This window comes from Kitasatospora griseola, assembly GCF_044999035.1.
Lineage (GTDB): Bacteria > Actinomycetota > Actinomycetes > Streptomycetales > Streptomycetaceae > Kitasatospora > Kitasatospora griseola.
The window spans coordinates 46660-59562 of the sequence record NZ_CP173361.1 but is presented as its reverse complement, the minus strand read 5'-3'; the positions used below and the strand labels follow the sequence as shown (position 1 = coordinate 59562).

The window sequence follows — 12903 nt, the reverse complement described above, 5'->3', positions numbered from 1 at the left end:
CGGATGCTCACCTTCGAGGCCGTGATGGAGGCCAAGCTCGACCGGGTGACCGGTGCGGCCGAGGCGTGGGGCGCGCTGCGTAACCGCTATCTCGGACTGCACGACCAGTTGGTGCAGCAGGTGGTGAACCGGATGGCGGCCGGCTGGGAGGGCAGCACCGCCGCCCAGGCGCAGGCCCGGGTGGGCCGGGCCGCCGACCAACTGAACGCCGCGGCCGAGGAGGCGGCGGACCTTGCCGCGCTGCTGAACGATGCGGCGGGCGAGTTCCGCGATGCGCAGAACCGGCTGCGGCAGCTGGTCGAGGAGGAGGCCCCCGTCGAGCAGCTGCGGATCACGGCCGCCGGCGAGGTCGTCGACGTGCGGCCCGAACCTGACGCGCAGCAGCAGTCGGACGGTGGCCTGGCCGCCGTGCTGGCCCGCCAACAGGCCGTCATGCTGATGACCGCGAAGGTCAACGCGGTGCTGGCGCAGGCCACCCAGGCGGACCAGGACGCCGCCTGGGCGCTCGCGCAGGACCCGAACGGGGCGCGGGATGACGGTTTCAACGCCGACGGGTTCAACGATCTCGACCAGGCCAGGGCCGCCGAGCGCGATCTCGCGGAGGCGCTCGACCTGGCCCGCAAGGGCGGGAAGCTGTCACCGGCCGAGCTTGCCAGGCTCAACGCCCTGCTGGAGGCGCGCAAGGGCGACCAGGCGTTCGCGGAGGCGTTCGCCACCGGCCTGGGTGCGCGCGGCACCATGGAGTTCTGGCGGAGCGTCAACGACCCCGGCCAGTACGGCGATCCGTTCGGCGGCCCGTTCGGCGCCCAGGTGCCCGGGCGGGCGGAGACGATGGCGAAACTCCAGGCCTCCCTGGGCGAGACCCTCGGCACGGCCACCCAGAGCGACAGTCAGGCGATGGGCGACTGGAAGAAGGAGATGATCGGGCTCGGCCCCGAACGGATGGCTGGCGGCGGCTACGACCCGAACGGGTTCCAGCTGATGGGCAGCCTGATGCGCACCGGCGTGTACGACAGCGGTTTCCTCAACGAGTTCGGCACGGCGCTGGTCGACACCGAGCGGAGCGCGGGCAAGGGCGCCACCACCGGGTACGTGTGGCAGCTCGACGGCGGCGCGGCGAACTGGGACCACCTCGCGGAGCGCGGCACCACCGCCGACCCGATGGCGGGGTTCGCGGTCGCCCTCGGCAACAACCCGGACGCGGCGACCGCGTTCCTCGACCCCGGTCCGGGCGGTGCCAACGACCACCTCAAGTACCTTCTCAAGGACCGGGAGTGGCCCCTCGACGCGGGGAACGGGACGTTCCACGCGACGTCCGGCCCGCTCGGGCCCGCCCTCGAGGCGGCCGCCACCGGCGACCCGGCCGGCCAGGCCGACGGCGACCGCCGGCACACCGAGGCCCAGGCGCGGGTGGCCCAGGCGACCCTGATCGCGATCGATCCCGAGGCCGGCGAGGAGAAGCTGCCCGGCGGTCTCGAGGGCCCGATCGCCAACGTGCTCGCGGACTACGTGGACGACACCCACGCGGCGTTCGGCGGCGTCGACGACAGGCAGCCCGGCGGGGCGACGAACGGGTCCGTGTACGCCACGCCGGACGGCTCCTCGCACATCGCGGTCAACCAGGGGACCCTGATCCGGGTGATGCGTGGCGCGGCGGAGGACCCCGACGCGTACGCCGTGCTGCACACCGCGGAGACCCGCAAGGTGTCGGAGGTGCTGCAGGACATTCCGCCGGGCGCGAGCGAGACCCAGCAGCGCGATCAGATCCAGCAGAGCGCCGCGGCCCTGTCGGTGTACGACGCGATCCGGGACGACATCCGGTACGACAAGCGCGACGACGACAACGACGCCGTCGAGTGGGACGCGAAGGTGGTGCAGAGCGTCGTGGCGGTGGCCGACATTCCGGCCGGGCCGGCCAAGGACGTCATCGACCCGCTGACGGACACGTGGCTGACCTCGGTCGTGAACGACAGCAAGAAGGCGAACGACAACAAGGCGCTGGCCGAGGTGGGCCGTCAGGACCTGGAGGCGAAGGGCCAGCTGAAGTTCCAGATCGGCGAGTGGGCCAGGCAGCGTGGTGACGCGGCGGACGGGTCGTCCGTCAACGTGCTGCAGCGCGAGGCCGAGAACACCCGCGGCACTTCCTACAACTCCGCCATCGAGGCACTGAGGGGCCACTCATGACGCCGGACCAGTTCAGCGTGCCGGTCCCGCCGAGGCCGGCTGTCCCGCCGATGCCGCCGGGCCCGCCTGCGGTACGGAAGGCGGGGAGCAACCTGCGGCGGTGGGCCTGGCTCGGCGCGGTACTGCTCGTGGTGGGGGCGCCGACCGGGTGGTACTTCGGCGGCGGGTACGACCGGTGGCAGGACGGGCGTTCGCTGCAGGGGCTGTGCGGGGGAGCGGTGGACACCGCCGAAGTGAAGGACCTGCTCGGCGGGGCAGGACGGCTGCGCGGCCACGAGGTCTCCCCGGAAGGGTGGCTCGCCAACTGCGGGCTGACGGCACCGGACCGGTCGGGGACGCTCTCGGTCGACGTCGCCTGGGACGTGCCGCGGGCGTACGACGCCATGTTCAAGCTCCGGCGCACCCGCGCGGTCCGGTCCGAGGGCCTGCCGGTGGTACCGGTAGGCGCGGGGTGGGCGGGGGTGATGTCGGCCGCCGGCGACAACCGGGCGGACCTGGTGCTGGCGTTGTCCTGCACCGGAAAGCAGGCCGGCCGGCAGCTGATCGTCAGCCTGACCGCCGACCCGACACGGGATCCCGACGGGCCGAAGGACGACTTCGCGTCGGCCGAGCAACGCTCCCGGCTGGGCCGGATCGGCGCCCGGACCGCGCAGCGGGCCAACGACATCTGGAGCTGCGGCGCCCCGCTCGGCGGGAAGGTCGAGCAGGTGCCGGGCCGGGCGGACATCGTGACCGCCCAGCCCGGGAAGGCGACCGGCACCTGCACCAGGATCGCCGGGCAGGTGCGCGAGAGCCCGGCCGACGGCACCGCACCGATCGAGGACTGTGCCGTCCTGATGCCCGACGACCCCAAGACCGTCGGCCTGAGGCTGTCCGCCTACTACCCTCCCTTCGCCGACCAGGCCAAGGACGGCGTCGGCCTGGACCGGGGATCGACCGAACCGGGCATCGACGGGAACCTCGGCTGGGCGACCGCGAAGTGCCCCGGCGGCACGGCCGTGTACCTGGGCAACCGGATCGAACCGATGAACGCCTCCGCGCGGGACGCCCTCGCCGCATTCGCCCGGCACTCCGCCGAGCGCCACGGCTGCTCGGCACCGGCACTGCCCTGAGAGCCCGTCACCCGGACGCCCGGTGCGTCGAGGGCCCGCCGTCCCCGCTCAGCCCGCCTGCTGGTTCTGGCAGCTTCCTCGATCGCCTCGGCGGCGTGGCCCGCGCCGCCCGGGCCGACCGCCCGGCCTGGACGTCCTGACAGCTCGGACTGCGCAGCTGGGACACCAGCCGGCTCTCGGGGCTCGGTCACTTGGTGGAGAGCGCAGTGCCGACCGCCGCCAACCCGCTTCCCCGTCCTGTTTGCCGGGTGAGCCTTCCTGTGGTCTCGGAACCGTCGGATTCCGGGACCACGGGAAGGCTTCACTCTGAGGGCCGGCGCCCTGCTGTCGGCGGGTTTCGGCCAGCTGGGTTAGCGCGATGCCGCGTATGCTCCGCAGCCAGCGGGGTCGGGCCCCACAGCGTGGGTGGCGGCGACGGCGCAGGTCGCGGGTGCGGTCTCAGGTCCTTTCTCGCCGTTCCAGTGCGGTCCGTGCGAGCTCGGCGAGGCGCTCGGCGTCCGCCAGGACCTCGTCCAGCGGCGGGAGCCGCGGCTGGACGTGCGGACCGACGGCGGCGATCGCGGCTGCCGCGTCCTCGGCTGCCCGGGCCGGGTCCTCGGCGAGGACGGTTTCGCCGCGGTGGACGCGGAGCAGGGCTACCGCGTGGCGCCCGGAGAGCGTGGTGTCGTCCCGGGGGCCGAAGACCCGCGTCTGCTGGGGCACCAGTGACTCGGCGAGCGCGAGGGCCTTGTCCGTCTCTCCGGCCGTGGCGTAGGCGGTGACGAGGTTGCCCGCGGAGATCAAGGTGTCCTGGTGGTCTCGGCCCAGTCCCCGGATGCGGGACCAGAGGACCTGCTCGGAGAGCTCAACGGCCTCGCCGTACCGGCCGGTCCGCCGGCAGGAGACGGCGAGGTTCGCGAGGGCCTTCAGGGTGTCGGGGTGCTCGGGGCCCTGGACCCGCCGCAGGTCGGCCGCAGCCTGCCGCTGCATGCCGACGGCCACCTCGGTGCGGCCGGCTTGGGCGAAGGAGGAGGCGAGGGCGACGCGGGTGTTGAGGGTGTCGGGATGGTCTGGCCCGAGCACCCGTTCGCGGGTCGCCAGCACCTCCTGCTCGATCGTCATGGCCTCCTCCACCCGTCCCGCCCAGGCGTAGGAGGAGGCGAGCGCCAGCCGTGCGACGAGTGTGTCCGGGTGGTCGGGTCCGCCGGGCCGGCCGGGGCCGTCGAGGTGCGCGCGTTCGGCGACGACCCGTTCCTTGAGTGCCAGGGCCTCCTCGTGCCGTCCGGTGATCTCGTAGGTGAGAGCGAGGTTGTTCCGGGAGGTCACCGTGTCGGGGTGGAGCAGGCCGAGGACCCGCTCCCGTGCGGCCAGGACGTGTTCTTTGAGCGCCTCGGCCTCGTTGTGCAGGCCCGCCTGCGTGTAGGAGGCAGCGAGGTTGGAGAGGGCCGACAGGGTGCTGGGGTCGTCGGCGCCCCGGATCCGCTCGAACTCGACCGCGACCTGCTTCTCGAGGACGGCGGCCTCCGCCGCCCGGCCGGCCTGCGAGAGCGCGGCGGCCAGGTTCGCCCGGGCGGCCAGGGTGTGTTCGTGCCCCGGTCCGAGTTCTTGGAGAGTCGCCTCCAGGTCCTCGGCCCAGTGGGCGGCGGCTTCCTTGTGCAGTCCGGCATGGAGGAGGCTGAGGCCGGCGCGCTGGCGCAGCGCGAACCCGGGGAAGAGCTTGAGGACCTCTCGGCCGACGGTCTCCCGTAGGGCGGCGGTGTTGGCCCGGAGGCTGTGCGCCAGCAGGTGGTCGGTGTGGTCGTGCTCGGGCCACAGCTCGTACAGCGCGAAGATGACGGCTGCCTGCTGGTGGTGCGGTTCGGGGGTGGTGTCGCGGGCCGCGCGGGCGGTCAGCGCGTGGATGGAGACTTCGCGGTGGCCGTCGACCGGCTTCCGGTGCGGCAGGGGGACGCCCGCCGGGTAGCTGCTGAGCAGGTTGTAGGTGTGCAGGACGGCGAGGACGGACAGCGCGTCGTCGGCGGTGACCGGTGGCGGCTCGGACGTGCTGTGTTCCGGCCGGTCGGCCGTCACAGGAAGGTCCGGGCCGTGGAGCTCCGGGGAAGCGGCGGCGCGCTGTCGGGCGAGATAGCTGGTCGCGCTTCGGGTGGTCCAGAGGGCCTTGGGGTGGCCGGCCGGGTCGAGCAGGCCCGCCAGCCGGATCGCGGGAACGGCGAGGCCCCTGGGTTCGGTCTGCTGGGCGGCCTCCAGGGAGATCAGCAGGGCCGCCGTGACGGGCCGCCCGTATAACTCGGTGTCGGCCTCCGGCGGCACCACCGAGTCCAGGGCCTGAGTGCGTTCCTGGAACAGTTCCAGGTAGGCGGCGCAGGTGCGGTGCTGGTTGACCATGTAGGCGGCGGCGTGCGCGAGGGCGAGCGGCAGGCGTCCGAGCGCCTCGGAGAGCTCCCCCGCCCGCGAGTCGAGCAGGTAGGGGAATCCGGCGGTGGTAAGGCGTTCGCGCAGGTAGTCGACGCCCTCCTCCGGTTCGTAGACATCCATCGGGACGATTGCGCGACCGCCGCCGGAGGCGTGGGCGCCGCGCTGCCGGGTGGTGGCCAGCACCCGGCCGTTGCCCCGGAGTGAACTCCCCGGCCACAGTCGGGCAGCGACGATGAAGTCCGTGACGTCGTCGAGCACCACGAGCCAGCTGCGCTCGGTGGTGCTCAGCCAGTTCAGGAAGCTTCGAGCGTCCTGCTGGACCCGGTCCGGGGCACCGGAGACACCGGGCAGCTGAACGGCGACGGCTGCCTCGGCGTAGGCGAGGAGGATGGCGACCGGATCTGCGGCGGGCACCCAGACCACGAGGTCCGTACCGTCGCGGACGGCTTGCCAGGCATAGGACGCCGCCAGTTGGCTCTTGCCGATCCCACCGCCGCCGGCGAGCACCTGAGACAGCACCACGGTCTCGTGCCTGGCCCGCGCTTCGTCGATCCGTGCGCGCACGGTGCTGCGCGGCTGGAAGGCGCTGGCCAGGATCGGAATCGCGCCGACCATGATCGGCCACTGCGGCGGGGGCGGAGGCGGCAGAACGGCGCCCGGCGGCGGGGTGGGCCTGTGCTCCGCGGCGTGCCACAGTGCCCAGGCCTGTGCCACCTGTTGGGGGTCCGGGGAGCAGCTTCGAATGACGGCCTCGACGATGGACCTGGTGAGCCCGATACCCGCGAAGCGCCGATAGAGAGTTTCGACTGACGGGACCTTCAGATCCGTGAAGTCGTCCTCGGTCAGCAAGGCATGGAACTTCTTCACGTTCAGGCCCGCCTTGGCGAGCCACTGCCGCAGCAGGTCGACGAGATCGTTGATCTCCTGGCTCGGCCCCTGCGGCGGGCTCCAAGGACGTCCCCCTCCGCCGCTGGCCCCCTCGTTTCCCGACTGTCTTCCCACGCACCCCTCCCGGTCTCGGCAGCCGGCTGCCCGCTCGGCAACCGGGGTTGTCGCACGGTTGTCGTGACGACAACCTCCAACGGCTTTGTGCGAGCCGCGAGCTGATTCATCGTCATACCAGCAAGTCCCGCTCAGGGACAGCCGCGAAGCCCGACCGAAAGGGAAACCGGCCATGAAGCGCCGCAGCCAACACCGCCCCCACCACCCCGCCCAGCGCGTCGGGGCCCGTCGCCGCCCCGGCCAGACGACCCTCGCCCTCATCACCTCCGTCACCGCCGCCGTCAGCGGCTCCGTCGCCGCCTGGGCGCTGTCGCACATCCCCTGGTGACCGACCGTCCGGGCTCGGCCGGCCATGGCGATCCGGACCGGATCCAGCGGTTGCTGGACCGGATCGGCCGAGACGCGGGCGGGGTGCTCGACGACGTAGGCGCGTGCGTGGTCGAGCACCTGGCCAACCCGGGAGGAGTGTTGATCGTGGATGACACCGGGTTCCTGCTGGTGTGCAGCGGCAGGAACCCAGGCATCACGGGTCGCGCCGAGGACTACCGGGGCGGGGTGTTCCTCGTCTACTCGGGTGGTCAGGGTCGGGCGTTGATCGACCGGGTGCTCTACCTACCAAAGACTTGGACGGACGACCGTGAGCGGTGCCGGGAGACAGATGCTGGCGACGGGGTCGAGTTCGCTACGAATGTCCGGCTCGCGAGGGAAGTGGTCCGCTGTGCGGTCGACAACGGGATCCTGTTCCGGTGGGTGACCGCGGCCGCCGGGCCCTCCGACTGCGGCATGGCCTGTCAGTGCCGAGCGGAACGATGTGCCCATGACGCTTCGCGATCCCGGCCAGGCCACGCTCGCCGACTCCGTCGCCGTTGTGCATGCTTCCGCGGCGTACTGCACCGACGGCAACTTCCCGCTTGGAGACCGAGACCACGAGTACAAGGCGCTGGTGGCCGACCAGCTCCCGGCGGTCTGAGCCCGTGAGCTGGCAAGGTGGGCCCGGTGTCCCGAAGATTTACGAGGAGGGCGGGCTGGAGTTCCACGCGGGCACGCCCGAGGACGTGCGGGTGGTCGTGGCGGCGATGACCGCCGGCGCCAGGGACGGCCTGTACTTGGACGCGGCGCCGTGGGAGAAGTTCCACCACGCGTTCGGGCCCGGCAGCGACGTGCCCGCAGCCCTGATCGGGATCCGGCGCGGCGACGCGGAGAGGGCCGATCGCGAGCTGAACGCCCTGTCGGACATGCTCTGCCACCAGGGCACCCCCAATGCCGTCGGAGCGCTCGCCCTCCCGTTCCTCGTCCGCATCGCCGCAAGCCGTCCCCACCCTCGCCTTCTCGGACTGGTCGGGGCCCTCGCCCGCCGTCCCCACCTTGGGGACGGCACCCGCGGCGGGCTCCTGCGCACCAGCCCCCTCGCCGGCGGCCTGATCTTCGAGCCCAGCGGCTACGTGGCCACCTGGTCCGTCCAGGCCGCACGGCAGGCCCTCACCGCGGACGCGGACCGGCTGCTGCCCCTGCTCGACCACCCCGACCCGGCCGTCCGGACCGGCGCCGCCTACGCGGTCTCGGCCGCGGCGGCCCCCGCGCGCGACCGTGCGACGGCCGCGCTGCACGCGCGCCTGGACGCCGAGGACGACCCGGTGACGCGCGCGAGCCTGGTCCTGGGGATCGGCGAGCTGGCGTGGGAGGAACGCGACACCGCGACGATCGCCCGCACCCACGCCTGGTGGCGGGACCCCGCCCGGCCAGCCGAGGTCCGGGTGAGCGCGGCCCTCGCATGGCTCTGCCTCGTCGACGACCCCCTCCCCGCCGAACTCGACACCCTCCTCGGCACCGAAGCCACCGACCGCCTCGTGGCCGTCCTCGACCCCGTCCCCTGGCTCTTCGACGCCGCCCGTGGGGACGGACTGCGCACCGTCCTGACCCAGATGCGCAACCCCGACGACTACGCGTGGATGGCCGACACGTACTGACACCCTGGCGGCCGAGCTCGACCCCACCTCCGGCGGCGTACGACCTGATGCGCTCGCTCTCACCGCGCGCCGATCGCAGGCGGTGGGTACGTCACCCGGGCGTCGCCGGTCCGGGTCTCCATGTCCCTGTCGTCCGGTTCTGCCGCCGAGGCCCACGTATTCAGCGGGAACTCCGGCTGCTCCGCGGCCAGACGCCGCCCCAGCGCCGCGAGATCCAGGAGGAGCTCGGTCTGGTCCTGGCCGTCGACGTCGAGCCGGTCCCGCGGTTCGAGCAGCACCAAGCCGCCACAGGATCGGGAGAAGGCCGGTTGTTCCACCGCCGTCACCTGGTCTACGTCGTCCACCTGCCTCGGCTGCTCGCCGAGGACGTCGTCCTGGTCGAGCTCGAGGACGAGGACGACTCCGAGGTGCTGTGGCTGGCCCCGGGACGGCGGTGCCGTGCGCGGCGAGCTCGGCCAGGGCGAGCCGGTGGGGCTCGCCGGTGGCCAGCGCCCGGGCCCGGGCGAGCCGGCCGACCGCACGGCGGCCCGGCGAGGCACAGGGTCGTGTGGTCATGGAGGTCCTGTCGCGCACTGCCCGGCCAGCACGCCGAGGAGGAGACCGCGGACGACGTGGTGCTGCTGAAGACGGTGAGGGTACGCGCGCTCGCGCGGCTCTGCCTTCCCGGTGCCGCACGAGGCCGGGAGCGGCACCCCGGTACGGCCGCCGTAGGCCGCCGCCCGCCAGTCCAGGCCTGGTCCCCTGCAGCCCCAGCCACACGATCGGGTGAACCGCAGCTCCGCCCGCGACCGCCTTGTGCCGAGGGCCGGCGGTCGAGACCGCAATCACCACCCCTCCGCAGGCCAGCCGCTACCAGTGCGCAAGCCGCGTGGTCCCGGCCGCCGTCCGGCAGCTGAGCCGGGGTCTTCCCGGCCCGGGGGTCAGGAGTGCTCGGCCGCCAGGTCCGCGACCCATCCCAGGGCCGTCGCCGCGTCGACGGTCTCCTCCCAGCGGACCTCTCGGCCCGGGTGGGCTGCGCAGTGCAGCCGGACGAGGAAACCGCCGTCCGGCAGGTACTCAAGGACGGCCGAAGGCTCGGCGGTGCAACAGGCGTGCCGCGCGTTGGCGCCGAGCCGGGCGGCGGCCAACGCGGACAGGTGCCGGGGCGGAAGGGTGCCGGTGGTGCGGCAGCCGTTGCACCCCAGCAGGTGCCGTACGCCGGGCCGTGGTTCCAGAAGGTCCGCCAGATTCCCTTCTGCGCATGTTCGTCCTGGTTGCAGCTCGCGCAGGCCGGCCCGCGGACAAAGTCATGACCCACCTCGTGGCAGTGGTCCCAGACGGCGGCCTGCCGCAGCCCGCACACCGCGCAGAGGTAGCCGTCGGCGCGCGTCGCCCGCCGCCGCTCGCTGGTGTACCGCACGCCCCGCATCGAACCGCCGTACAAGGGGTGCTCACCGCCCGCGCAAGAGGGGCACTGGGTGATCCAGCCGTCCGCGCCGGACGACCGCCAGTCGAGGTTCTGCCTCACCCGGTCCGCCATCGTCCGCGGGGACCGGTCCTCCACCGCACCGCACCCCGCGCACCGCTGCGCCCGCGCCAGCAGCGCCACGTACTCGGCACGCCACCGGTCCAGCACCTCCGCCCACCGCGCGGGGATGCTCCACATCCCGGCCCGGCGGCGCACCACCTCCATCACGACCACACCGGCCACCACCAGCGGGTCACGGCCGTCCGGCTCCCGGTCACCTCCGAGCAGGCAGTTGAGCTCCTTCACTGCCAGGCGCTGCGCCGCGGGGGCGAGTCCGGTGTCGAGGAGGTCGGCGGCCGGCGCGCGGCGGCGGGCCCGGGCCGCGCGGTCGACGAGTTCGCCCTGGACGGCCAGGCGCCAGTCGTCGTTGAAGCGGCAGCCCCGATTCAGTTCCGTCCACGGCAGCCCCAGCGGGACGAGCCGGCCCGGTGCGGCTGCCACCGCCGCGAGTTCCTGCAGCGCCGCGTCGAGCATGGCTTCGTCGATGTGCCCGACCCCGCTGCGCTTGACGCCGGGCAGCGCGGTGGCGCCCAGGTACATGTGGCCGGTGTCGCGGAGGACGTTGGAGTGGAGGCCGTCGGCGGCGAAGCGCAGCACGGGGGCGGTGAGCACGGACGCGGCCTTCGTCCGGGCGGCGGCAAGGGGAATCAGCACGGGGGCAGGGTGCCAGGGCGTACGGACAGCACCCCGCGAACGTGACCGGCGCCTGTCGGCGCGCGGTGGTCGTGCCGTCAGATCTGCGCGACCAGAGGCAGCCAGCCGGTGGAGGGCAGTCGGCGTGGCAGTCCGCCGGGAGAAGACGGCCGGCAGGCCCGGCTCGTCGGCGCCGAACTGGAGGGCGCCGCCCTTGAGTCGGTGCAGGCTGGGGATCACCGGTTGCCTGCTTCGAGCTGGGCGGGGATGCGACTGGCGCGTAGTTCTTGCAGGTCGGGGATGTGGTTGTAGAGGGTGCCGGGGCTGACGCCGAGGAGCTTGGCGATCGAGGTGATCGAGTGCTCGGGGTTAGGGAGCATGTCGCGGGCGGCCCGGATGATGTCCGGGTTGACGACGGTTGGCCGGCCGCCGACCTTGCCGCGGGCGCGAGCGGCTGCCAGGCCCTCGCGGGTGCCGGAGACAATCAGCTCGCGGATGAACTCCGCCAACGCGGCGAAGACGTGGAACACCAGCCGACCGCCGGGGGTGGTGGTGTCCAGGCGCTCATGCAGCGAGGTGAAGCCGATCTCGCGCTTGCGCAGATCGCCGACCATGGCGATCAGGTCCTGCAGCGACCGGCCGTACCGGTCAAGGGCGGGGACCACCAGGGTGTCGCCGGCGGCGAGGAAGGCGTGGCACGCCTTCAGCTCGGGCCGGGCGTCGTTCTTCCCCGACTTCTTGTCGGCGAAGATCCGGCGGCAGCCGACCGCGTTGAGGGCGTCGAGCTGGCGGTCGAGCTTCTGTCCGCCGGTGGACACCCGTGCGTATCCGATGCGGATCTCGGTACGGACGGCGGGCTCGGCTACCAGGAGTTCGAACTGGGCGTCTTCAAGTGGCGTGCTCACGCCCGGAATCCTGTCAGAAAACGGTGGTCGGGGGTTGTTGAACCACAGGGGTTTCTGAAGGGGTTTTTGAAGACCCTGGGGCCCTTCCGGAGCCCTGCGCGGCGATCTTCAACAAACGATGGTTTCTTGAAGGCTCCTCTCGCGCCACGGCTCCGGCTTGTCGGATCGTCGGACTGGCACGCCCTCATCTCCTCGATCCCGGGAGGGCATGAAGACCTGGATGCCGGGCTGTCGTCCATGCTCACCTCACCGCACGTCCGGCCACCACCGCGACGAGGGAGAGCCTCTGATCTTGCTCAATTCTCGCTTGGCGGCGGTATCCATGAGGTATCCAGATGGTGGAACTCATTCCGAAGCAGGAAGAGTTGAGATGGGGGAAGTTCAATGGATCAGATGGCAACGGCGCTCATTATCATGTCCGTAGGATGGTTTCTGGTAACTTTGATTGCCGGGGTGCGGTCTGGCGCTCGGGGATGGATTGATGTTGCTCTCAATCGCGAATGGCTGACGTTCCGCTCAGGCGTTTCAATATTTCTTGTCATTGCCGCGCTGCTATCTGTGGCAACGGGCAGGTTTCTTGCAGGCGGAATCCTTCTCCTTTCTGCTGCCGCTGTTCGCCTCCTTAGCCCCAGAGTCACGGGTGCCAACTGGGACTTCGATGACTTGGGCTCCCATATTGCCAGCGAAGTCTTCTTTCATTGTCTGGCGATCCTCGGAGCTGCACTGGGGCTCGCAGGCGTGGTCCTTGGCCTTCTCGCTGACCTGCAGACGGCGCCTCGCGTCACACTTGCTCTTACACTGGGACTTGCGGGCCTCGTGGCAGTTAACAAGTCTGCAGCCCGCACCCGTAAGCTCTGCAGCGAAATCGGCAAGCGAAGCTCTGCTGTCGCCAGGTCGTTTGCCCGCCTTCATGCGACATGCGATGCCGATAAGTCCGATCCAGGAATCAAGGAGCTCCAGCGGAAGTGCCTCGAAGACGTCGATGCGCTGGCTCGCGCGCTCGACACGCGCTTGAACACCGGCTACCGCATGATCGGAACGCCGGTCCTTCCTTTTTTTGCCTACCGAAGAATTGTTGCGGAACTCTGTATAGCCGCTCGAAGTGGAGACAAGAATGCTACTCCATGGCGCGCAGCCGAGCCGAAAGTGCGGAAGATTGCGCGGGCGTGTGCTAAATGGACAGATGAGATGGCATGAAC

Annotated in this window: 10 protein-coding genes and 2 pseudogenes; 7 read left to right on the top strand and 5 right to left on the bottom strand. The window is 71.7% G+C overall.

Annotated features, from left to right (window positions below; all coding sequences use genetic code 11):
* Positions 1 to 3 precede the first annotated feature (3 nt).
* Both ACI1MP_RS37415 and ACI1MP_RS37410 read left to right on the top strand, forming a co-directional pair.
* Positions 4 to 2184: a hypothetical protein gene (locus ACI1MP_RS37415; RefSeq protein ID WP_404870934.1), complete on the top strand. Its 2181-nt coding sequence runs from the start codon at positions 4 to 6 to the stop codon at positions 2182 to 2184.
* Positions 2181 to 3296 (top strand): hypothetical protein, encoded by a 1116-nt coding sequence (locus ACI1MP_RS37410; protein ID WP_404870933.1) that lies wholly within the window; start codon positions 2181 to 2183, stop codon positions 3294 to 3296. The genes ACI1MP_RS37415 and ACI1MP_RS37410 overlap by 4 nt, the downstream gene beginning before the upstream one ends.
* 438 nt (positions 3297 to 3734) lie before the next feature.
* Here the strand turns inward: ACI1MP_RS37410 and ACI1MP_RS37405 are convergent, their stop codons facing one another.
* On the bottom strand, positions 3735 to 6692 hold the full coding sequence (locus ACI1MP_RS37405; RefSeq protein WP_404870932.1) for a tetratricopeptide repeat protein: 2958 nt from the start codon (positions 6690 to 6692) through the stop codon (positions 3735 to 3737).
* 172 nt (positions 6693 to 6864) lie between these two features.
* Here ACI1MP_RS37405 and ACI1MP_RS37400 point away from each other — a divergent pair, with 172 nt between their 5' ends.
* From ACI1MP_RS37400 to ACI1MP_RS37385, 4 genes and pseudogenes are all read left to right on the top strand, one after another.
* Positions 6865 to 7020: a hypothetical protein gene (locus tag ACI1MP_RS37400; protein WP_404870931.1), complete on the top strand. Its 156-nt coding sequence runs from the start codon at positions 6865 to 6867 to the stop codon at positions 7018 to 7020.
* Positions 7017 to 7490 (top strand): annotated as a pseudogene (locus ACI1MP_RS37395) (transposase); the annotation flags it as partial. The gene ACI1MP_RS37400 and the pseudogene ACI1MP_RS37395, both read left to right, overlap by 4 nt.
* A 19-nt stretch (positions 7491 to 7509) precedes the next feature.
* Positions 7510 to 7662 carry a hypothetical protein gene (locus ACI1MP_RS37390; RefSeq protein WP_404871025.1) on the top strand — a complete coding sequence of 51 codons (153 nt, stop codon included), beginning with the start codon at positions 7510 to 7512 and terminating at the stop codon, positions 7660 to 7662.
* A gap of 4 nt (positions 7663 to 7666) precedes the next feature.
* The gene (locus tag ACI1MP_RS37385) at positions 7667 to 8659 is read left to right on the top strand and encodes a hypothetical protein (protein ID WP_404870930.1); all 993 of its coding nucleotides are present in this window, start codon (positions 7667 to 7669) and stop codon (positions 8657 to 8659) included.
* Positions 8660 to 8718: 59 nt separating this feature from the next.
* On the opposite strand, the gene ACI1MP_RS37380 is transcribed toward ACI1MP_RS37385, so the two are convergent.
* The 4 genes and pseudogenes from ACI1MP_RS37380 to ACI1MP_RS37365 all read right to left on the bottom strand — a co-directional run bounded on the left by ACI1MP_RS37380 (position 8719) and on the right by ACI1MP_RS37365 (position 11704).
* Positions 8719 to 9003: a hypothetical protein gene (locus ACI1MP_RS37380; RefSeq protein WP_404870929.1), complete on the bottom strand. Its 285-nt coding sequence runs from the start codon at positions 9001 to 9003 to the stop codon at positions 8719 to 8721.
* Between the two features lie 576 nt (positions 9004 to 9579).
* Entirely contained in the window at positions 9580 to 9786 is a 207-nt protein-coding gene (locus ACI1MP_RS37375; RefSeq protein WP_404871024.1) for a hypothetical protein, read from the bottom strand.
* 131 nt (positions 9787 to 9917) lie between these two features.
* Positions 9918 to 10067, bottom strand: a pseudogene (locus ACI1MP_RS37370) (endonuclease domain-containing protein); the annotation flags it as partial.
* Positions 10068 to 11035: 968 nt separating this feature from the next.
* Positions 11036 to 11704, bottom strand: coding sequence for a recombinase family protein (locus ACI1MP_RS37365; protein ID WP_404870928.1), 669 nt, complete (start codon positions 11702 to 11704; stop codon positions 11036 to 11038).
* A gap of 393 nt (positions 11705 to 12097) precedes the next feature.
* Between ACI1MP_RS37365 and ACI1MP_RS37360 the strand changes: the two genes are divergently transcribed.
* Entirely contained in the window at positions 12098 to 12901 is an 804-nt protein-coding gene (locus ACI1MP_RS37360; protein ID WP_404870927.1) for a hypothetical protein, read from the top strand.
* The last annotated feature ends 2 nt before the right edge of the window (positions 12902 to 12903 follow it).